At 65.4% G+C, this 21,974-nt stretch carries 19 protein-coding genes; 18 read left to right on the top strand and 1 reads right to left on the bottom strand.

Going from position 1 to position 21,974, the window contains the following annotated elements:
* The first annotated feature begins 21 nt into the window (after nt 1-21).
* The 18 genes from ACLBYD_RS02670 to ACLBYD_RS02755 all read left to right on the top strand — a co-directional run bounded on the left by ACLBYD_RS02670 (nt 22) and on the right by ACLBYD_RS02755 (nt 20,469).
* A complete protein-coding gene (locus tag ACLBYD_RS02670; RefSeq protein ID WP_447815286.1) occupies nt 22-1,047 on the top strand; it encodes an LLM class flavin-dependent oxidoreductase in 1,026 nt (341 codons plus the stop codon).
* Nucleotides 1,047-2,723 carry an ATP-dependent acyl-CoA ligase gene (locus ACLBYD_RS02675; RefSeq protein ID WP_447815287.1) on the top strand — a complete coding sequence of 559 codons (1,677 nt, stop codon included), beginning with the start codon at nt 1,047-1,049 and terminating at the stop codon, nt 2,721-2,723. Before ACLBYD_RS02670 ends, ACLBYD_RS02675 begins: the two co-directional genes overlap by 1 nt.
* 21 nt (nt 2,724-2,744) lie before the next feature.
* Nucleotides 2,745-3,911, top strand: a complete 1,167-nt coding sequence (locus ACLBYD_RS02680) for an acyl-CoA dehydrogenase family protein (RefSeq protein WP_016691773.1) — start codon at nt 2,745-2,747, stop codon at nt 3,909-3,911.
* 9 nt (nt 3,912-3,920) lie between these two features.
* Nucleotides 3,921-4,811 (top strand): HpcH/HpaI aldolase/citrate lyase family protein, encoded by an 891-nt coding sequence (locus tag ACLBYD_RS02685; RefSeq protein ID WP_447815288.1) that lies wholly within the window; start codon nt 3,921-3,923, stop codon nt 4,809-4,811.
* Complete coding sequence (locus ACLBYD_RS02690; RefSeq protein WP_094979840.1) at nt 4,811-5,278, top strand: MaoC family dehydratase; 468 nt, start codon at nt 4,811-4,813, stop codon at nt 5,276-5,278. The genes ACLBYD_RS02685 and ACLBYD_RS02690 overlap by 1 nt, the downstream gene beginning before the upstream one ends.
* A gap of 1 nt (nt 5,279) precedes the next feature.
* Entirely contained in the window at nt 5,280-6,761 is a 1,482-nt protein-coding gene (locus tag ACLBYD_RS02695) for an aldehyde dehydrogenase family protein (RefSeq protein WP_271036152.1), read from the top strand.
* An 84-nt stretch (nt 6,762-6,845) separates the two neighbouring features.
* Nucleotides 6,846-8,057, top strand: coding sequence for a CaiB/BaiF CoA transferase family protein (locus tag ACLBYD_RS02700; protein WP_085469945.1), 1,212 nt, complete (start codon nt 6,846-6,848; stop codon nt 8,055-8,057).
* 82 nt (nt 8,058-8,139) lie between these two features.
* A complete protein-coding gene (locus ACLBYD_RS02705; protein WP_447815289.1) occupies nt 8,140-9,462 on the top strand; it encodes an acyclic terpene utilization AtuA family protein in 1,323 nt (440 codons plus the stop codon).
* The gene (locus tag ACLBYD_RS02710; RefSeq protein ID WP_085469943.1) at nt 9,459-9,779 is read left to right on the top strand and encodes an AtuA-related protein; all 321 of its coding nucleotides are present in this window, start codon (nt 9,459-9,461) and stop codon (nt 9,777-9,779) included. Before ACLBYD_RS02705 ends, ACLBYD_RS02710 begins: the two co-directional genes overlap by 4 nt.
* Nucleotides 9,776-11,230, top strand: coding sequence for an aldehyde dehydrogenase family protein (locus ACLBYD_RS02715; RefSeq protein WP_447815290.1), 1,455 nt, complete (start codon nt 9,776-9,778; stop codon nt 11,228-11,230). The genes ACLBYD_RS02710 and ACLBYD_RS02715 overlap by 4 nt, the downstream gene beginning before the upstream one ends.
* Nucleotides 11,227-12,843 (top strand): AMP-binding protein, encoded by a 1,617-nt coding sequence (locus tag ACLBYD_RS02720; RefSeq protein WP_447815291.1) that lies wholly within the window; start codon nt 11,227-11,229, stop codon nt 12,841-12,843. Before ACLBYD_RS02715 ends, ACLBYD_RS02720 begins: the two co-directional genes overlap by 4 nt.
* A gap of 9 nt (nt 12,844-12,852) precedes the next feature.
* Complete coding sequence (locus ACLBYD_RS02725; RefSeq protein WP_447815292.1) at nt 12,853-13,926, top strand: LLM class flavin-dependent oxidoreductase; 1,074 nt, start codon at nt 12,853-12,855, stop codon at nt 13,924-13,926.
* Nucleotides 13,926-15,188 carry a cytochrome P450 gene (locus tag ACLBYD_RS02730; protein WP_447815293.1) on the top strand — a complete coding sequence of 421 codons (1,263 nt, stop codon included), beginning with the start codon at nt 13,926-13,928 and terminating at the stop codon, nt 15,186-15,188. Before ACLBYD_RS02725 ends, ACLBYD_RS02730 begins: the two co-directional genes overlap by 1 nt.
* Before the next feature lie 118 nt (nt 15,189-15,306).
* Nucleotides 15,307-16,134, top strand: coding sequence for a mycofactocin-coupled SDR family oxidoreductase (locus tag ACLBYD_RS02735; protein WP_447815294.1), 828 nt, complete (start codon nt 15,307-15,309; stop codon nt 16,132-16,134).
* Nucleotides 16,134-16,601, top strand: a complete 468-nt coding sequence (locus ACLBYD_RS02740; protein WP_447815295.1) for a nuclear transport factor 2 family protein — start codon at nt 16,134-16,136, stop codon at nt 16,599-16,601. Before ACLBYD_RS02735 ends, ACLBYD_RS02740 begins: the two co-directional genes overlap by 1 nt.
* Complete coding sequence (locus tag ACLBYD_RS02745; RefSeq protein WP_447815296.1) at nt 16,598-18,280, top strand: FAD-dependent oxidoreductase; 1,683 nt, start codon at nt 16,598-16,600, stop codon at nt 18,278-18,280. The genes ACLBYD_RS02740 and ACLBYD_RS02745 overlap by 4 nt, the downstream gene beginning before the upstream one ends.
* Nucleotides 18,281-18,351: 71 nt before the next feature.
* Nucleotides 18,352-19,185, top strand: coding sequence for a mycofactocin-coupled SDR family oxidoreductase (locus ACLBYD_RS02750; RefSeq protein ID WP_026061285.1), 834 nt, complete (start codon nt 18,352-18,354; stop codon nt 19,183-19,185).
* 39 nt (nt 19,186-19,224) lie between these two features.
* The gene (locus ACLBYD_RS02755) at nt 19,225-20,469 is read left to right on the top strand and encodes a cytochrome P450 (RefSeq protein ID WP_447815297.1); all 1,245 of its coding nucleotides are present in this window, start codon (nt 19,225-19,227) and stop codon (nt 20,467-20,469) included.
* Nucleotides 20,470-20,544: 75 nt separating this feature from the next.
* On the opposite strand, the gene ACLBYD_RS02760 is transcribed toward ACLBYD_RS02755, so the two are convergent.
* The gene (locus tag ACLBYD_RS02760; RefSeq protein ID WP_447815298.1) at nt 20,545-21,816 is read right to left on the bottom strand and encodes a cytochrome P450; all 1,272 of its coding nucleotides are present in this window, start codon (nt 21,814-21,816) and stop codon (nt 20,545-20,547) included.
* Nucleotides 21,817-21,974 lie beyond the last annotated feature (158 nt).

The raw sequence follows: 21,974 nt of genomic DNA on the forward strand, positions 1-21,974 counted from the left end.
TCCAACGGGAGGAGCTGCACAATGGTTCAGGTCGGATTACTGCTCAGCGACGTACCGAAATCGGTCAGTCCTGCCCAGCAGTTCAAGGATGTGTTGCGCATCGTCGACGCGGCACAGGAGAACGGGTTCACCTACATCGCCATCGGCCAGCACTTCCTCTACGGAGACCTGCGATGGCTGCAACCCGTCCCCCTGCTGGCGCGACTGGCCGCGCACGTCGAGCCGGACGTCAAGCTCGTCACCCAGATCATGATCGCGCCGCTGTATCACCCGGTGATGCTCGCCGAGGAGATCGCCACCCTCGACGTGGTCACGGAAGGGCGTCTGATCTTCGGTGCCGGTCTGGGATACCGCCCCGAGGAATTCGACTATCTCGGAATCCCGTTCAAGGAACGGGCCGGCCGGTTCGACGAATCCCTCCAGGTCATGAAGAAGTTGTGGACCGAGGACGACGTCACATTCGAAGGCAAGTACTTCCGACTCGAGGGCGTCAAACCACATCTGCGTCCGGTGCAGGATCCGCATCCGCCCATCTGGATCGGAGCACACGCGATGGCCGGTGTGCGTCGCGCAGGGAAGTACGGCGACGCCTACGCGACTCCGCCGGAGACCCCGAAAGAGGAAGTCCTCGAACGCTTCCGCGTGGTACGTGATCTGTTCGCAGAGCGCGGCAAGGAGTTCGGGCCGCAGCCGCTGCGCCGCAACGTCCTCGTCGCGGACACCCGAGACCAGGCGATGCAGGAGTACGCGCGGGTGGCGCAGGGTCGTTATCTGACCTACATGAACAAGGGCCTCGACGTCATGAAGGGGACGGACCTCGAGAACGAGTTCGCGAAGGCTGTGTCGGGGCATGCCGTCGTCGGCGATCCCGAACAGGTCGTCGCGCAGCTCACCGACCTCGTGACCACCCTTCCCGTCGATCCGTTGCTGATGCGACCGCAGTGGCCGACTATGGATGCGGACGAAACGATCGCCGCCATCGCGCGCCTCGGCAAGGACGTGGTCCCCTCGATCACTGCGATCGCACCGAACCGAGAGTTGACATGATGCAGACCTACGCCGATCTCCACCCCACCTTCCCGGATCCGCAGACATGGACTCTCGATCATGTTCTGAGGACGTATGCTGCAGCCCAACCGGATTCGGAGTTCTTGGTCACCCCGGAAGAAGACCGCCGGTTCACCTACTCACAGATCCTCACCTCCGCCGAGACGATCGCCAGCAGTTGGTACCGATATGGCGCCGAGGCAGGCGACCGAGTCGTGATCATGGCACAGAACTCCTCGGAGCTGGTGCGGACCTGGTTCGCCGCTGCGGTCGGCAACCTGGTCGAGGTGCCCATCAACACGAACTACGAAGGGGAGTTCCTGCGTCATCAGGTCGTCACCGTCGAGCCGCGGTGGGCCGTCATCGACGCCGCGTACGCCCGACGATTCGTGGCGATCGCCGAGCATGCGCGCGGCGTCGAGAAGTTCTGGGTGATCGACGGCGATAGCGGAAACCGCACGGAAGCAATCGAACTGCTTCGATCTCACGGTTGGGAGGCCGACGAGTGGGAAGATCTCGAAGTCGGGGAGATCCTCGAGCTGCCGAAAGCGACACCCGAAGAGCTCGGTGCCATCTTCTTCACCTCGGGCACCACCGGTCCGTCCAAGGGCGTGGCCATGCCGCACTCCCAGCTCTACTTCTTCGCGCAGGAGGTCGTCTGCTTCACGCGGCTGACGAAGGACGACACATACCTGACCACGACCCCGCTGTTCCATGGCAACGCCCAGTTCATGGCGGTCTACCCGGCACTGATCGCCGGTGCCCGCGCCGTGGTGCGTCCCAAGTTCAGTGCGAGCCGGTGGATCGACCACGTGCGTGACGACGATGTCACCGTCACCAATTTCGTCGGTGTGATGATGGACTTCGCCTGGAAGCAACCGCCGCGTGACAACGACCTCGACAACCGGTTGCGTTGTGTCTACGCCGCGCCGACGGCGAGCTCGATCGTCGAGGATTTCAAGAAGCGCTACGGAATCGAAGCATTCGTCGACGCTTTCGGGCTGACAGAGACGTGCGCCCCCATCATCGCCCCCTACGGCGTCCCGCGCCCGCCGGGCGCCGCCGGCCTGGCCGCGTCACAATGGTTCGACATCCGCCTGGTCGATCCCGAGAACGACCGGGAGGTCGAGGTCGGAGAGGTCGGTGAACTGGTGGTCCGTCCGGTTCAGCCCTGGACCTGCAGCATGGGCTACTACAACATGCCCGAGAAGACGCTCGAGGCGTGGCGCAACCTCTGGTTCCATACGGGCGATGCGCTGAAGAAGGACGAACACGGCTGGTTCTACTTCGTGGACCGCTACAAGGACGCGTTGCGACGCCGGGGAGAGAACATCAGCTCCTACGAGATCGAACAGGCGGTCCTGGGGCACCCCGCGGTGGTCGAGTGTGCGGTGATCGGTGTGCCCGCCGACGTCGAAGGTGGTGAGGACGAGGTGCTCGCCGCCGTCGTGTGCAACGGTGGTGGGACCCCGGACCCGGAGGAGATCCTCGCATGGTGCGACGGCAGGGTGCCGGCCTTCGCCATCCCCCGCTATCTGCGATTCGTGGACGAACTGCCCAAGACGCCGTCGGAGAAGGTGCGCAAGGCCGCCCTCCGCGAGGAGGGGATTACCCCCGACACCTACGACCGCACCGCGATTCGCGACACCCACCGCGCCACGGTGCCGGCGGTCTGAGAGCCGAGGAAGGCGTTATCGATGGATTTCACCACCGACGAGACCCACGACGAGATCCGACAGGGAATCCGCGATCTGTGCAAGCGATTCCCCGACGAGTACTGGGCCGAACACGACGAATCCCATGAATTCCCCTGGGAGTTCTACAACGCGATGGCCGACGGCGGCTGGATGGGCCTGACCGTGCCGGAGGAATACGGCGGTGGCGGACTCGGTGTCACCGAAGCCGCCATCGTCGAACGGGAGATCGCGGCCTCGGGCGCAGGCATGGGCGGCTGCAGCGCAGTCCACATCGGCATCTTCGGCTTCGAGCCGATCATCCACCACGGCTCCGAAGAGATGAAGCGCAAGTACCTGCCGCGCGTCGTCACCGGCGAGCTGCACACCTCCTTCGCCGTCACCGAACCGGATGCCGGTACCGACACCACCAACATCCGCACCTTCGCGAAGAAGGTCGACGGTGGATGGCTCGTCTCCGGCAAGAAGGTGTGGATCACGAAGGCGCAGGAGGCCGAGCGCATGCTCCTGTTGTGCCGCACCAGCCCGCGCGACGAGAACGCCAAGCGCACCGCCGGCATGACCCTCATGTTCGCCGAGATGGACCGCAGCAAGGTGCAGATCCGACCGATCCCGAAGATGGGACGCAACGCGGTCGACACCAACGAGTTGTTCATCGACGAGTTGTTCGTCGCCGACGAGGACGTCGTCGGCGAGGTCGGCCACGGCTTCCGCACCATCCTCGGCGGTCTCAACGCCGAACGGGTCATCTCCGCGAACGCCGCCCTCGGCATCGGCGAAGCAGCATTGCGTCGGGGGGTCGACTACGCCAAGCAACGCGAGGTCTTCGGCCGACCGATCGGACAGAACCAGGGGATCGCCTTCCAGCTGGCGGAGGCACGGATCCGTCTGGACGCCGCCCAGGCGGTGCTGGACAAGGCGACCTGGATGGTCGATCAGGGACTGCCGTGCGGCCGCGAGGCGAACGCCGCGAAGTTCCTCTGCGCCGAGGCCGGTTTCTACGCCGCCGATGTCGCCCTGCAGACGCACGGCGGTTTCGGTTACGGCAAGGAGTTCCACGTCGAACGGTACTTCCGGGAGGCGAGGTTGATGCGGATCGCCCCGATCAGCCAGGAAATGGTTCTCAACTACACCGCCGAACACGTGCTCGGCCTGCCCCGCAGCTACTAGGAGGAACTCGTGCAGCCCTATCGTTCGATCCTGTTCGTGCCGGGACACCGGCCACGTTGGGTGGACAAGGCCATCGCGGCAGGAGCCGACTGCGTGGTTCTCGACCTCGAGGATTCGGTGCCGGCCGCGGAGAAGGAAACGGCCAGGACCACCGTGGCGGAATCCATCACCCGCGTGCGTGAGACGAACGGCGAGGTCGGCTTGTTCGTGCGGGTCAATCCGCTCGCGACCCGCCTGACCGGTGCGGACCTCGAATCCGTCGTCGTTCCGGGGTTGACGGGGATCTTCGCTCCCAAGATCGAACGGGCCACCGACGTTCTGCAATACGATGCGCTGCTCGACCACTTCGAGATGCGCAACGGGGTCGAGGGGCTCGAGTACATCGTGCCGGTCGAAACGGTCAGGGCGATCCAGAACAGCCGGAAGATCGCGTCGGCGTCCCCGCGGGTCGGCGCCATGATCGGTCCGTCCGCCGAACACGCCGACATCGCCCGTGAGGTCGGCTACGAGTGGACCCCCGAGGGGCTCGAAACCCTGTACCTGCGCAGCCGAGTGCTGCTGGCCTGCCGCGCAGCGGGCATCCACGCGTTGACCGGACTGTGGGAGGACCTCGAGAATCTCGACGGTCTGCGTGAATTCGCGGTTCGTGGAAGACAACTCGGATTCCGTGGGATGATCGCAATTCATCCGACACATGTGGCGACCGTCAACGACGTGTTCAGCCCGTCACGTGAGGATCTCGAGTTCTACCGGGGGATGGTCGAGGCCTACGAGAAGGCCGAAGCCGAGGGCGTCGGCGCGCTCCGCTATCGCGGACTCCACATCGACAAGGCCCATTACGACAAGGCAATCCAATGGCTCGAGCGGGCCGAGGCAATCCTGAGAAAGGGTGAACGCTGATGCGCGGGTTGTACTTCGAGGAGTTCGAAGTGGGGAAGCATTACAAGCATGCGATGACCCGCACCGTCACCGAGATGGACAATGTGATGTTCACGTCGTTGACGATGAACATCCAGCCCTTGCACCTCGACGAGGAGTTCTGCAAGACCACCATCCACAAGCAGCGCGTGGTCAACAGCCTGTTCACCGTCGCTCTGATCGGTGCGTTCCACGTGCCCGAGCTGACCATGGGAACCACCCTGGGCAATCTCGGCTACGACAAGGTGAAGTTCCCCAATCCGGTCTTCCACGGCGACACGCTCCGTGCCGAGACCACGATCTTGAAGAAGCGCGAATCCGAGAGCCGCAGCGACAGCGGAATCGTGTGGTTCGAACACAAGGGATTCAACCAGCGCGACGAACTCGTCTGCCTGCTCGAACGTGTCGGGCTGATGATGAAGCGCCCCACCACCGAGGAAGGTGCCTGAGATGACTGCAGCAGCCGAGACCGAATTCCCTTTGAAGGACTGGGTTCCCGAGACCCGTACCCTGCTCGTCGGCGATCGCGAGGTCGAACCCGCCGGTGAGACCTGGGACGTGTACAACCCGGCCACCGAGCAGGTCATCGCCACCGTCGGCGGCGCTTCCCTCGATCAGGTGGACGAGGCGGTCGCCGCTGCGCGGGAAGCCTTCCCGGCCTGGTCGGCGCTGAGCGGCGAGGAACGATCCCGGTACATCCACCGTTTCGCGGACGTACTCGAGAAGGCCGCCGACCGGCTGCTGCCCTCGATCGTCAACGAGGTCGGCACCCCCGTCTCCCTGGCCGAATATCTCCAGGTCAAGATGGCTGTCGACGAGCATCTGCGGTGGGCGGCGGAAGCGGCGAAGACCGACCGCACCATCCACCTCGGTGAATACGACAAGCCGGTCCCCACGATGAGCGACGTGGTGTACGAACCTGTCGGGGTCGTCGCGGCGATCACCGGCTACAACTACCCGCTCAACCTGGCGATCTTCAAGTTCGGCGCTGCCCTTGCCGCCGGATGCACGGTGGTGCTGTTGCCGTCCCCGCGCACACCGCTGACCACCCTGTTCCTCGGGGATCTCATCCGTGAAGCGGGCCTGCCTCCAGGCGTGATGAACGTCGTCATCGGTGGCGCAGACGTGGGTAAGCGGTTGTCGTCGCATCCCGGTGTCGACCGGGTCTCGTTCACCGGCTCCGACGGAGTGGGTGCGAAGATCATGGAGCAGGCTGCTGCGAACCTCGCGGGTGTGACCCTGGAGCTGGGTGGAAAGTCGCCGAACATCGTGTTGCCCGGTGTGGACGTGCAGAAGATCGCCGTCGAGATGCACCTGCGTTGGTCTCGCAACGGCGGCCAGGGCTGCGCGGCCCTGGCGCGGCTGCTCGTCCACGAGGCCGTCTACGACGAATTCCTCGAGGCCGGCGCATCCGCCTTCGACCAGATGGTGGTCGGTGACCCGTGGGATCGTGCCACGAACATCGGTCCGATGATCCGTCCCGATCATCAGGCGCGGGTGCAGGGCTACATCGACGGTTCGATCGCAGAGGGCGGCAAGAAGTTGCTCGAGGTCGCAAAGCCGTTGCCCGAGCGAGGTTGGTTCGTCAATCCCGTTCTGCTGGGGAATCTCCCGCACGACGCGCGTGCCGTCCAGGAGGAGATCTTCGGTCCGGTCGCGGTGATCCTGCCGTTCAAGGACACCGAGGAAGCCATCCGTCTCGCCAACGACACCGCGTACGGTCTCGCCGCGAACGTGTGGTGCGACGACCCGGTCGAGGCGCGTCGGGTCGCCGAGCGCATCCGCGCCGGCACGGTGTGGATCAACGGGGGCGGCGCAATGCGTCCGGATGCTCCCTTCGGTGGCTACGGCAAGTCCGGCGTGGGCCGCGAACTCGGGGAGTGGGGTATGCGTGAGTACCTCGAGGTCAAGCACATCCAGTGGCGGATCTGATCCGTCCGAACATCATTCGACGCTGAGACGACAGTCGACGACGGACACCGAGACGACAGTCGACGAGAAGGCTGGGAGACGACCATGAACGCATCCGGTGTGGGCCCGCTCGCGGGCATCAAGGTGCTCGAGCTGGGAACGATGTACGCGGCACCCACCGCAGGGCGCATGCTGCGCGACTTCGGTGCGGAGGTCGTCAAGGTCGAAGACCCGACGACCGGTGACTTCGCCCGCCAGTGGGTTCCGCAGAAGGAAGGCCTGTCGCTGGGCTTCTCGCGACTCAACGCCGGCAAGAAGTCACTCGGTATCGACCTGCGCTCGCAGCAGGGGCGGGAGTTGGTGCGCAAGCTCGCGGCGGAGGTCGACGTCGTCGTCGAATCGTTCCGACCCGGCCGGCTCGAGGAATGGGACCTGGGTTACGAGGTGCTCAGCGCCGAGAACCCCGGTCTCGTCCTCGCCCGGGTGTCGGGCTTCGGCCAGACGGGACCGAACCGGACCCTCCCCGGATTCGGGACCGTCGCGGAGACGGCCAGCGGTTTCGCACACGTCAACGGCTGGCCCGATTCGCCGCCCACCTCGCCACCGTTCGGGTTCGCCGATTCCATCGCCGGCCTGTCGGCAGCGATGGGGGTGGCGATGGCCCTGTACAAGCGGGAACGCACCGGGCAGGGCGAGGTCGTCGATGTCGCCCTGTACGAACCGCTGATGTTCATCATCGGTGACATGTTCCTGCGCTACACCGCCCTCGGGGAGATCCAGCAGCGTATCGGCAACGCGACGGGGGCGGCTTCGCCGCGAGGGATCTACGAGGCGCAGGACGGACGGTTCCTGTCCATCGCCGCGTCGAACCAGGGCATCGCCAAGCGCCTGTTCGCGGCGATGGGCAAGCCGGAGATCATCGACGATCCGCGGTTCGCGACCAACGCAGCCCGACTCGAGCACAACGACGAAGTCCAGGCCCTGGTCGAGGAGTGGGTCGGTTCGATGCCGCGCGCGAGTGTGCTGGAAACCCTCGAGAAGTTCGAGGTGGTCTCGGCGCCCGTCAACGACGCCGCCGATGTGATCGCCGATCCTCACTTCCGGGAACGCACCCTCGTCGAGATCACGGGCAACGAGATCATGAAGGGCGCGCTCATGCCCGGTCCGGTCCTGCATCTGGAGAGCTACGACGGGCCGACCTACGACGGTGTGCCCACCATCGGGGAGCACACCCACCAGGTACTCGCCGAGCGTCTCGGCCTGACCACCGACGACCTCACTGCGCTCGCCGCAGCCGAGGTGATCAGCGCACCGTAGCGCGCCGCACATCGAACGCCGGGTCGNCCCGGTACTCGAACGTGCCCCGATGCAGTAGCCGCCGCACCAGGAAGGTAGGAAGATGCGCCTGAACATCGGATCGGGATCGGCCTACGCCAACGACCGACTCGACACCGCAGCAGCGATGGCGGACAGCGGACGCGTCACCTACATGGGGTTCGACTGCCTCGCCGAACGCACCATGGCCCTCGCCCAGATCCGTCGGATGCGCGACCCGGACTCCGGTCAGGACGAGCGGATCGGCGCCCTGGTCCCCGTCCTGAAGGACTTCCTCGTCTCCGGTGGCAGGGTGGTCGGCAACTTCGGTGCGGCCAACCCCGATGCGGCCGCAGCGGATTTCGCTACCGGTCTCACTCACCTCGGTATCACCGGTACCCGGATCGGCATCATCCGCGGGGACGACGTCCGCGATACCGTGCTCGCGCACGATCTCGACCTGCCCGAGCTGGGTACCACCAGTCGTGCGCTCGGGGAGCGGATCGTCTCCGCCAACGCCTACATCGGGGCCGACCCGGTCGTGGAATGTCTGCAGCAGGACGCACAGATCGTCCTCGGCGGTCGTCTGGCGGATCCATCGCTGTTCGTAGGACCGATCTGCCACGAACTCGGATGGTCGCTCGACGACTGGGACCGGGTCGCCGTCGCCACCCTCGCCGGGCACCTACTGGAGTGCGGAGTGCACAGCACCGGTGGCAATTTCGAGGATCCTCCGTACCGGACGGTGCCGGACCCCCACCACCTGAGTTTCCCGCTCGCCGAGATCGACGACGAAGAACTGGTCGTCACCAAACTCGACGGCACCGGCGGTGCGGTGGACGTACGCACTACCCGCACACAGCTCTACTACGAAATACACGATCCGACTCGATATCTCACCCCGGACGTCACTGCCGACTTCAGTGGTGTACGGATCGAGGAGGTCGGATCCGATCGGGTGCGTCTGTCCGGCGCACGCGGCACGCACCGGCCCGAGACGTTGAAGGTGCTCGTCGGAGTGGACCTCGGCTACAAGGCCGTCGCCGAGATCTCCTACGGCGGACCGGGATGTGTCGATCGGGCGCGTCGAGCCGAGGAGGTCGTGCGAAGAAGGCTCGAGCCGATCCGGGACTGCATCGACGAACTGCGCATCGAACTGCACGGTGTGAACACTCTGTTCGGTGACCGGATGCCCGCAGGAGAACCCGCGGAAGTACGGCTGCGGCTCGCCGCTCGTGCCCTCGACCCCGACGTCGCCAAGGCTGCGGCCTACGAAATCGAATATCTGTATTTCGGGCCGGCGGGCGGCGGTGGCGTGGTGACCTCGGTCGTGCCCGCGATCGTGGTCACCCCGGCACTGTTGCCGCGCAGCGAGGTGCCGCTGTCGGTGGAGGTGATCTCGGCATGAAACTGCGCGAGGTGGCGTACAGCCGCTCCGGGGACAAGGGCGATGTCAGCAACATCTGTGTCTTTCCCCACGACGACGGTGACTACGAGTGGTTGCGGGAGGTGCTCACCGCAGAGGTGGTCGCGAAGGCCTTCGGGGACCTCGTGGCAGGCACCGTGACGCGCTACGAGGTCCCGGTCAACTGCTGCCTCAACTTCGTTCTCACCGAAGCTCTGGCCGGGGGTGTGTCCATGTCCCTGCGGGTCGATCCTCACGGCAAGGCCTATCAGTCCCTGATCCTCGCCATCGACCTGCCGGAGAGGCAGGCGCGCTCATGACCGTCGCATCGGTGTACATCGACGGTCGATGGGACATCGGCCGAGGTGAGCCTGTCGACTCGGTCGATCCTGCCACCGAGACGTTGCTCGCCCGGTGGAATCAGGCCGACACCGACCAGGTCGTCGCGGCCGTGACAGCGGCCCGGCGCAGCTTCGACTCGGGAGTGTGGCGGGCGACCGCGCCCGCTCGGCGTGCCGAGGTGCTGCGCCGGATCGCCGATCTGATCGACGAGCGGGCCGACGACCTCGCCGACCTCGTGGTGCGGGAGGTCGGTTCGCCGATCACTCTCACGCGGGCTCTGCAGGTCGGACAGCCTGCTGTGAACTTCCGGTGGTTCGCGGATGCCGCCGAGCGCGGCCCCCGGGGCGGGTACCGCGAACGACTGCCGGGGATCCGCGGTCCGGTCTCGTCGGAGAGTGTGCTGGTGCGCGAACCGATCGGGGTGGTCTCGGCGATCGTGCCGTACAACTACCCGCTGAACATGGTCTCCTGGAAGGTCGCGCCGGCTCTGGCGGCCGGGTGCAGCGTCGTGCTCCTACCCTCGCCGCGAGGGGCGCTCACCGCTCTCGAGTTCATGAGAATCGCCGACGAATCCGGCCTGCCTCCGGGCGTGCTCGGTCTGGTCCTCGGGGGCCCCGAGGCCGGCGCCGTGCTGAGCTCGCACCCCGATGTCGACATGGTGAGCTTCACCGGTTCGTCGGCGGTCGGTTCCGCAGTGATGGCGCAGGCGGCGGCAACACACAAGAAGGTGGTGCTCGAGCTCGGCGGCAAGTCGCCGAACATCCTGCTGCCGTCCGCGGATCTCGACGCGGCGGTCGGGCCCTCGGTGCTGCGCTTCTGCCGCAATGCAGGTCAGGGGTGCGGTGCCACCACCCGGATCCTGGTGCCGGAAGATCGGCTCGACGACTTCCTGGCTCGGGCAGCCACCTTCATCGACGAATTCGTGCCCACCGGAGACCCTTTCGACGAGCGCACCGAGGTCGGTCCGCTCATTTCGGCGGAACATCTCATGAGGGTTCGCGGCTACCTCGATCGGACCGTCGCGGCAGGAGGGCGTGTCGCGGTGACCGGGGATCGCCCTGCAGGGCCCGGCTGGTTCCTACCGCCGACACTCGTCACCGGGGTCTGCAACGACGCCGAGATCTGCCGCGACGAACTGTTCGCTCCCGTCGCGGTGGTCCTGCCGTATCGAACCGTCGACGAGGCCGTCGCCATCGCCAATGATTCGCCGTACGGGCTCAATGCAAGTGTGTTCGGTGATCACGACGAAGCATCGGCCGTGGCCGAACGCCTCGACAGCGGCACCGTCGCGATCAACGGTGGTGGGCCGATGCGCCCCGATGTGCCCTGGGGCGGGTCCAAGAGCAGCGGAACAGGTGTCGAGATGGGGGAGGACGGGTTCGCGGAGTTCTTCCGGATCAAGCACCTGAACTGGCAGGTGTCGTCGTGAACCCCGCTGTGGCTCCGCCATATCCGATCATCATCGGGGGAACGGACGGCGACGGGATCCGCGCGTCGTTCGGGGACCGCACCGTGCCGTGGTTGCTGGACCGGTACCGTACCGCCGTTCCCGACAAGGTGTTCCTGACCTGGGAACCTCACACGGGGGTCGCGGCCCGATCGTGGACGTACGAGGAGTTCGGCGTCGTCGTGGACAGGCTCGCTGCCGGCCTGCAGGCGCGTGGAATCACCCCCGGTGAACGCGTCGTGTTGCTGATGGACAACTGTCCCGACTTCCTGGCCTGCTGGTCGGCGATCGTCTCGATCGGGGCGGTCGCGGTCTGCCTGAACACGCGTAGCAGCGCCGACGAGCTCACCTACTTCGACGAACACGCCACACCGCGCGCCGCTCTGGTCGGCGCCGGATTCGCGGAAACGGTCGCTACGGCCATGCCCGGTCTGTCGTGGACGGTGTCGAGCACCGGAACCGATGCATTCGGGGACAGCCGCGACGGTGCGCTGGGTGAACTCACCACCGTCGCGGAGACCTTGACCCCGGTGAGCATCGACCCGATGGCCCCGGCGACGATCCAGTACACCTCGGGCACCACGGCTCGGCCCAAGGCGGTGGTGTGGACACACACGAACTGTCTGTGGGCGGCGCGGACCAATGCGGCCCATGCGGGATTGCGTTCCGACGACACCGGATTGATCACGCTGCCGTTGTTCCACACGAATGCACTGGGTTATTCGTTCCTCGGGTTGCTGTGGGTGGGTGCGAGCATCGTCCTCACTCCGGGTTTCTCGGTGTCGCGCTTCTGGGACGTGTCGGTGCGTCACGGCTGCACATGGGTGTCGGTCGTGTCGTTCATGCTGCGCGCCCTCGTCGATCGACCCGTTCCGGACGAGCACCGCTACCGTCACTGGTCGGGCAGCGCCGCCGTGTCGTGGGGGCCGACGGGCATCCGCACGACCGGCTGGTTCGGGATGACCGAGACGGTGTCGCATCCTGTGGTGAGCGAACTCGCCCACCCGGACCCGGACGGCACGATGGGGGTTCAGGCACCCGAATATGCGGTGGCGGTGGTCGACGAGGATGGGCGACCTGTTCCTCCCGGCGCGGTCGGGGAGCTGTGGGTCCGCGGTGTGGCAGGGGTGTCGCTGTTCGCCGGGTACTACCGGAACGACGAGGCCACCCGCGATGCGTTCACCGAGTCCGGCTGGTTCCGCACCGGTGACCGGGTGTGTCAGGACCGCACCGGCCGGTTCCGGTACGTCGAGCGGGCCAAGGACATGCTGAAGGTCGGTGGCGAGAACGTCGCTGCGGCGGAGGTCGAGCGTGTTGTGGCGACGGTGCTCGGGGTGCGGGAGGTCGCGGTGGTCGCGGCACCGGATCGCATGCTCGGTGAAGTGCCGGTCGCCTTCGTCATCGCCGCCGGATCGGAAGACGAGAGCCGCCTCGCATCCGACATCGACGCGATGTGCGTCCGCATGCTGGCGGACTTCAAACGGCCACGAAGGGTCCTGTTCGTCGACGAGCTGCCGCGTTCGACGCTGAACAAGATCGCCAAGGCGCGGCTGCGTGCCCGGTTGGCCGACGAGGTGGAGGCACCTGCGAGATAGAGGAGCGATATGGAACTCGGCGTGATCCTCGGGGACGTGCACACCACGCTGTCACCACGCGAGCATCTCGACGGCCTGTTGAGACAGGTCGATGCAGCGCAACGTAACGGGGTGCGGTACATCGTGATGGGGCACCACTACCTGTACGGGAATCTGCGCTGGTTGCAGCCGATTCCGACGCTGGCTCGGATTGCCGCCGAGTTGGATCCGGGGGTGCGGATCGGCACCATGGTCGTGCAGGCGCCGCTGTTCCATCCGGTGGCGCTCGCCGAGGAACTGGCCACCCTCGACATCCTCACCCGCGGTCGACTGGTCGTCGGAGTAGGTGCGGGATACCGTCGCGAGGAGTTCGCCGCGTTCGGAGTGGATTTCGATCAGAGGTTCGCGATGATGGACGAGGCCCTGCAGATCGTGCGCCTGCTGTGGACCCGGGACGAGGTGACCTTTCACGGCCGGTTCTGGAAACTCGACGACGTCCGGACCCACATCCGGCCGTGGCAGGAGCCCCACCCGCCGATCTGGATCGGGGCGCTGCGCGATTCGGGTGTGCGCCGCTCGGCGCGGCTCGGGGATGCCTGGCCGGTGACACCGGAGACCGGGACCGCGGACATGAAGCGCATGTTCGACGTGTATGCCGCTGCGCGACGCAAGCACGGCCGACCGCCGGTGCCGAGACATCCGTTGCGGCGTGAGATCGTGCCCGGCCGGACCTCCGAAGCCGCCTTCGAGCGTTTCGAGGCGATGGCCCGGGATCGGCTGCTGGCGTATGCCCAGCGAGATCTGGTGACTCGCGACGCTCGCGCCTTGCGGGAGGAGTTCCGCGAGGTCGCGCGGAAGGAGGCGATCATCGGCACACCTGACGAATGTCTCTCCCAGTTGCGTGATCTCGCCGGCCAGGTCCCGGTGGATCCGGTGATCGTGCGCGCTCAGTGGCCCGACATGAGTTCGGACGATGTGGTCGCCTATCTCGACGATCTGGGGCGGGACATCGTTCCGGGCCTGAACGAGATCGTGTCGATCGATGCCCGGACATCGGAGAATCGTTCGCAGGGCCCGTGCCCGACCCCGACAGGAGCGGTGTGATGTCCCTCGATGATCGACTCGTCGAACCCAACTGCCCGGTAGTCGATTTCGACCACAACTCCGCCGAGCACGCTGCCGACACGGTGGCCTCGTATCGACGTCTCCGTGCTCTCGGCCCGGTGGTGCGGTCGCCTCGGCACGGGGGTTTCTGGGTGTTCACGGACTACGAGGGCGTCTTCGACGCCGCCCGGGACGATCAGGTGTTCTCGTCCGCACGGTGCCCGTTCGGGGGTGAGGGGCTCGCCACGGTGATTCCCAAGACTCCCGTCAACCACCATATTCCGGTGGAACTCGATCCGCCGGAGCATCGCAAGTACCGCAAACTGATCAATCCGCTGACGACACCTGCCGCCGTGGAGCGTCTGCGTCCGTCGATCGAGAAGTACACGACCCGGTTCATCGACCGGGTGATCGAGGACGGGCAGTGCGACTTCGCAACGATCATCGGCGTCCCCGCTGTGGTGACGATCGACTGGCTCGGACTGCCGGCCGACGACTGGGAGCGTTATGCGCACGCGCATCATGCCGCCTTGTCCGAACTGCCGGGCAGTGCGGAGTTCACACATGCGATCGACGTCGATTTCCCCTGGATGGAAGAACAGTTGCGCGCGACGATCGGCCGGCGCCGGATCGAGCCGCGCGAGGACGTATTGAGTCATCTGCTCGTATCGCAGATCGACGGCCGCCCGCTGACGGACGACGAAGTGTTCGCAATGGCGGAGTTGTTGATCTCGGGCGGGGTGGGAACCACGGCCTCACTCGTCGCTCAGACGTTGATGTATCTCGACACCGATCGGGAGCTGCGCCGCAACCTGATCCGCCATCCTGAGAAACTTCCTCGTGCGGTCGAGGAGTTCCTCCGGGTCTTCTCACCCACACAGGCATTGGCCCGTACCGTCACCCGCGATACGGAATTCCGCGGCCACCGCTTCCGCACGGGCGATCGGGTGCTGCTGAGCTGGGCGTCGGCGAACCGGGACGCGAACGCGTTCGACGATCCGGACTCCGTCGACATCGACCGGTGGCCGAACCGGCACACCTCGTTCGGAATGGGCGTTCATCGTTGTGCGGGATCGCATCTCGCGCGAGCTCTGGCCGTCGAGATGCTCGGTCGGATCCTCGACAGGATGCCGGACTACGAGATCCTGCACGAGGAGGTGGTGCCGTTCCCTCATCAGGCGGTCAATCCCGGGTGGAAGAAGATACCGGCTCGATTCACCCCGGGGTCACGCCGCGGAATCGGCGGTCGACCAGGCCGGTAGGTGCGATAACAGACTGTATACCAACAATTTTCGGCGTCGATGTGCGACCGGGAGTCGTTGACGAATGCCGAACAATGTGATCATAATCATACGCATTGATCGAAAGGGTGGTTCTCCCATGGATTTCGACGGTAAGGTCGCATTCGTCACCGGCGCGGCGCGCGGACAGGGGCGCAACCACGCGGTCCGCCTCGCACGAGAGGGCGCAGACATCATCGCGCTCGACCTTTGTGCTCCCGTAGCAGGTGCACCTTACGACATGGCCACTTCGGCGGATCTCGACGAGACCGTGCGTCTCGTCGAAGCCGAAGGCCGGCGGATCGAAGCGACCGTCGCAGACGTTCGTGACGCCGAGGCGGTGACGAAGGCTCTCGCACGCGGGATCGAGAGTTTCGGACGCCTCGACGTCGTCGTCGCGAATGCCGGGATCGCCGGCAGCTTCCCTGTCGAGGAACTCACCGACGAGATATGGCGCGACATGATCGACATCAATCTCACGGGTGTCTGGAACACCGTCAAGGCGTCGCTTCCACACCTACGTGCCGGTGGTCGCGGCGGCAGTATCATTCTGATCAGTTCCATCGCCGGTCTCAAGGGCCTACCCAACAACGCCCACTACGCGGCCGCCAAACACGGCGTACTCGGCATCATGCGCAGTCTCGCGAACGAACTGGGTCCCGAGGGGATCCGGGTCAACGCGGTGCTCCCCACCAACGTCGATACCCGTATGTTGCTCAACGACGCGATCTACAAGCTCTTCCTGCCCGACGCGGATGCGCCGACACGTTCCGATGTCGAACCTCTGCTCCACGGCATGCACGCTCTCGACGTTCCGTTCGTGCATCCCGACGATGTGAGCAACGCCGTGCTCTTCCTCGCCGGCGATCGGTCCCGTTACGTGACCGGCATCACCATGCCGATCGATGCCGGCGCGCTGGTGAAATGATGGACGCCGCTACGGATCCGGTCGCGCGCGCCGAGGACATCACCGCGATCAACGCACTCACCGCACGTTACGCACTCGTCGTCGACGATCACGACATGGAGTGCCTCGCGGATCTCTACACACCCGATGCCGTGCTCGTCGGCCTGTCCGGCACCATCCGCGGCCGTGATGCCATCGTCGCCTATGTAGGCAGGACACTCGACACCTACGACGGAGCCAGTATCCATACTCCGCATCCCGGTGTCGTGGACTTCACGGGGCCGGACACCGCACTCGGCGTGATTCCGAGCCATGTCGAGTACGCGCAGGACGGTGTGCAGTACGTGCTGGCGTTGCGGTACCACGATCGCTACGAGCGCAGCGACGACGTCTGGCTCTTCGCCGAGCGACGACTCGAGGTCCGGTACGCGGTACCGGTCCACCATTACGGCACGGTTCTCACGAACCCCATCCCGAACGAGGTATGACCATGCAGGGCGAAGACCTTCCCGACAGCTACGACGTCGTCGTACTCGGCAGCGGTGCAGCCGGACTCTGTGCGGCGCTGTCCGCCTCGCGCAGCGGAGCGAGTGTCGCGGTGTTCGAGAAGGGCGGCCTGCTCGGTGGGACGAGCTGCCTGTCCAGCGGCGTGGCCTGGCTGCCGAACAATCGGTACGCCGCCGAAGCAGGGATCGAGGATTCGCGCGAGCAGGCCCTGGCCTACCTCGACTCGCTGTCGCACGGCATGATCCTGCCAGAACTCTCACGGACGTTCGTCGACACCGTCCCCGAACTTCTCGATTGGCTCGACACCACCCCGCTGAAGATGCAACTGGTGCCCGGATACCCCGACTACCACCCCGAACGTCCCGGCGGGATGCCACACGGCGGGCGGTCGCTCGAACCGCGACTGTTCGGCTTCGTCGACCTCGGCCGGTGGAGGGGCAAGCTCGTCGGGGTACCGCGGCGGATGACGGTGGGCGAGACACCGATCGGTGGGGGCACCGGCCACCTGCCGCCCGAGGTGCAGGCCGAACGGGAGCAGGCCGACGTCGAAGGACTCGGCCGCAGTATGGTCGCCGCACTGCTGCAGGGCTGCCTGGACGACGGCGTCGCCGTCCACACCCGTGAGCGCGGTGTGCGTCTGCTCCACGGACGTGACGGACGGATCTCCGGGGTGCGATTCGAAGGACCGAACGGCACCCACGACGTTCACGCACGACGCAGTGTCGTCCTCGCCACCGGTGGTTTCGAATGGGACGAGGATCTGTGCCGGGACTTCCTTCGCGGTCCTCTCCGCCACCCCGCCTCGGTGCCCACGTCCACCGGTGACGGGCTCCGCATGGCGATGCGTGTCGGCGCGCAACTCGGCAACATGCGCGAAGCATGGTGGGCTCCGGTGGCAGTGCTGCCCGACCGGCAGATCGACGGCGCGCAGGCCGTGCAACTCGTGCACCGGGAGCGCACTGCCCCGCATTCGATCATGGTCAATCGTCTCGGACGCCGGTTCACCAACGAGGCGACCAACTACAACGCGCTCGGCGGTGCCTTCCACCAACTCGACGCGCACGAGTTCGACTATCTCAACCAGCCGTGCTGGCTGATCTTCGACGCCGAACACCTCGCCGAGTACGGTGCCTTCGGCGCGGCGCCCGGCACCGAGGCGCCGGAGTGGATCATCCGGGCCGACACCCCGGCAGAACTCGCGCGCAGGATCGATGTACCGGCGGAGGCACTCGAGGCGACTCTTGCGCGCTGGAACGAGGACGTCGCGCGTGGCTGGGACAGCGAGTTCCGTCGCGGCGAGAGCATCTACGACGGTTTCGTCGGCGACAAGAGCAAGTATCCGGGCGTCGGATCCACGCTCGGCTCCGTCGCGCGAGCACCGTTCCACGCAGTACAGATCCACAGCAGCACGCTCGGCACGAAGGGCGGTCCGCGTACCGATACCGACGGCGCGGTGCTCGACGTCGACGGTGGCGTCATCGCGGGTCTGTTCGCGGCCGGGAACGTGATGGCCGCCCCGACGGGCATGGTCTACGGGGGTGCGGGCGGAACTCTCGGGCCGGCCCTCGTATTCGGATACCGGGCCGGTCGCGCGGCCGCGCGAGCCGGGAACACGGCATCTCTCGACTCGTCTTCCGCGCACGCCACGGCACCCGCGTGAGGACAGTCGTGACACCCGCGTGAGCGGTCCGAGTGAGAACAGCAGCATTCGTCGAGGAACAGGAGAACGACATGGGGCGTGTGGACGGCAAGGTCGCATTGGTGACGGGAGCGGCGCGCGGCCAGGGCCGCTCGAACGCGGTCCGGCTCGCCGAGGAAGGTGCCGATGTCATCGTGCTCGATGCGTGCAAGGACATCGACACCGTCGCCTACCCGCTCGCCACCTCCGACGATCTGGCCGAGACGCACCGCCTCGTCGAGGCCACGGGACGCCGTTGTCTCTCCCGCGTCGTCGACGTCCGCGACCAGGCCGCGCTGGACCTGCTCGTCTCCGACGCCGTGGCGGAATTCGGTCGCCTCGACATCGTGAGCGCGAACGCCGGCATCGTCAGCTTCACCCCGACCTGGCATCTCAGCGACGAGGAGTGGCAGAACGTCATCGACGTCAACCTCACAGGTGTCTTCCACACCGTGCGGGCGGTGGCACCCCCGATGATCGAACAGGGCACCGGTGGCGCCATCGTTCTCACCAGTTCGGTCGCTGCGATCAGGGCGAGTCGCAATCTCGGCCACTACGCCGCCAGCAAGGGCGGGGTGGTGAGCCTCATGCGCACGCTGTCCAACGAACTCGGTGAGCACGGGATCCGGGTGAACACACTCAATCCCGGAACGGTGCGAACCGACATGATCGAGAACGACGCGATGTATCGCATCTACCGGCCCGATCTCGAGTCGCCGACGCAGGACGACATCGTCGACCACTGCCGTCGGCGCAACGAGCTCGACGTGCCCTGGGTCGAGGCCGTCGACGTCAGCAATGCGTTGGTGTGGCTCGCCTCCGACGAGGCCCGCTACGTCACCGGTGTCGTGCTGCCCATCGACGCAGGGCTCCTCGCCCGGACCTAGACGACCCACTCCCGCAGTTCTCTTCGGAAGGAACCCACGATGGAAAGCACCCCCAGGTGCCCGATGATCGATTTCGATCACAATTCGCCTGAGCACTCGGCAGACCCGGCAGGCTCGTACCGGAGAATCCGCGAATCGGTGAAGGTGGGATGGACCGAGGCGCACGGGGGCTACTGGGTGTTGTCCGACTACGCCTCCGTCTTCGATGCTGCACGCAACGACGACGTATTCTCCTCGCGTCGAACGAAATACGGGGGAGAAGGTCTGTCGGTCGTCATTCCCAAGACGCCCCATCACGATCACATCCCCATCGAGCTCGATCCGCCCGAGTTCCGGAAGTACCGCAAGATCGTCAATCCCGTCTCGGCGCCGGCCGCCGTCGAGAAGATGAAGTCGATGGTGGACCGCCACGTCACCGGATTCATCGACAGTGTCATCGAGGGCGGCAAGTGCGATCTCACCTCGGTGATCGGCGTGCCGTCCATCGTCACCATCGAATGGCTCGGTCTCGACGTCTCCGAATGGCGCCGATACTCGGAAGCTCATTTCCAGGTACTGGCCGGCATTCCCGGAACCGACGAACACACACGGGCCGTCGAGGTCGACTTCCCGTATCTGGCGGACCGGATCCGTCAACGGATCGCCGATCGTCGTGCGGAACCACGGGACGACATCATCAGCTATCTCGTTCGACAGGAGATCGACGGCGAGCCTCTCGACGATCACGACACCTTCGCGATCGTCGATCTGCTCATCTCTGGTGGTGTGGGCACCACGGCGTCGTTGGTGAGCAATTCACTGGTCTGGCTCGCTCGTCATCCCGACGTGCGTCGGAGGCTGATCGATGATCCGAACCTGATGGATCATGCGGTCGAGGAGTTCCTCCGTTACTTCTCCCCGACGCAGGCTCTGGCCCGTACCGTTCTGCAGGACATCGAATTCCACGGCTGCCCGATGGAGGAGGGGGATCGTGTCCTGCTGTCCTGGGCATCGGCGAACCGGGACCCGGAGCTGTTCGACAATCCCGACGAGGTCGACATCGATCGCTGGCCCAACCGGCACACCGCGTTCGGGATCGGTGTCCATCGTTGCGCGGGGTCGCATCTCGGCCGGTACATGTCCCGTGCCCTGATCGAACAGGTTCTGCAGCGAATGCCCGACTACGAGATCGATTTCGATGCGCTGGAGACCTATCCGCGTCAAGGAGTGAACACCGGCTATCAGCGGATCCCGACGATCTTCACGCCGGGCAAGCGCATCCTCACCGATTACACCCTCATGTGAGGCGAGGTCGGTCCGCGTGACTTCGACGCGCGGACCGACCAAGACGAGCAGGTGGTCACCTACCTGCTGCACAGATTATCTCCGTGCACCGCCCGTGGGCTCGAACACGATCGGCAGCTCGGGGATGCTCCTGGTGTAGAGGCCCACTTCTCGCGGAACGAATCCGTCCCGGTACCGGATCGACTCCATGGTGTCGAGGATGAGATTCAAGGCGATCGTCATCTCGGTCTTCGCCAGCAGTGAGCCCACACAGAAGTGGCGACCGAGGATGAACTGGACATGGTTGGCCGCACCGCTGAAGGCTCGATCGACCTGTAGATCCTCACGGAATATGTCGAACCGCTCCGGATCGGAGAAATGTCTGTCGTCCCGATTCGCCGCAGCGAGCATCATGATACATGTTGCTCCCGAAGGGATTACGGTGTCGTCGATCTGTACATCTTCTTCGGTCTGGCGCATGATCATGTGTACCGGTCCCGAATGGCGCAGTGTCTCGGCGATGACCCGATCCGCCAGGCTGCGGTCGGCTCGGACGGCCTGCATCTGGTCGGGATGGTCGATCAGGTTGCGGATCATGCTGGTGATGGCCTTGTCGGTGGTTTCACCGCCGGCGACGAGCAGAAGGCTGACGAAGGCCTTGATCTCGTCGTCGGACATCTTCTCGCCGTCGACTTCCGCCCGGCACAGGCGTGAGAGCAGGTCGTCGCCGTCACCGGAACGCCGCTCCCGGATGAGGGGGAGCATGTAGTCCTGGAGTTCTTCGTGGGTGCGCGCTGCCGCGGCGGTGATCTCGGGGTCGCCGGCGAGGTTGTTCAGGTGCGCCATGATCGAGAAGTACCAGCCTCGGAACCGCTCGTGGTCGCTCTTGGGGAGGCCCAGCATGTCGACCATGACATTGATGGGGAAACGACTCGTGAAGTCGGAAACTAGTTCGGCCTCACCGCATCCGGCCACTTCGCCGAGGAGGTTGTCGGCAGCCCCGGTCACGATGCCGTCGATGAGTTCGGCAGCGTTGTGGGTGATGACGGGCATGAACTTCTCGAGCCCGCTCCCGCGGAAGAACGGATTGAGCAGTGAGCGATGAGTCGAGTGCTCGGTTCCTTGCATCTGCAGGATGGTGCGTCCGTGGATCGGTTCGAGCTGCCATTCGTAATTGCGACTCGAGAACTTCGGGCTGCGGAACGCCTCCGCGCAGTCCTGGTACCTGCTGATCAGGTAACTGTCGGTGCCGGGGTGATGGAGCGCAGGGTAGTGATCACGCAATATCCGGTAGCAGGGATACGGGTCGTCGAGAAACTCGGGGGAGAGAATGTCGGGAGCGGCCGGACGGGGTTCTACTGCAGTCACGCGATCTCCTCGATGTGGAGCGGACGGTGCGGAGGCAGAGGAAGAAGGACGGCTCGAGCCACCGCGCTTCGCCTGCAGGATGTGGCCTGTGTCACTGGATGAGTGGTAACTATAACTACGAATTCACTCATGTCAATGCTGCCGATCGCCGTGACAAT

The organism is Rhodococcus sp. C26F (genome assembly GCF_053345925.1).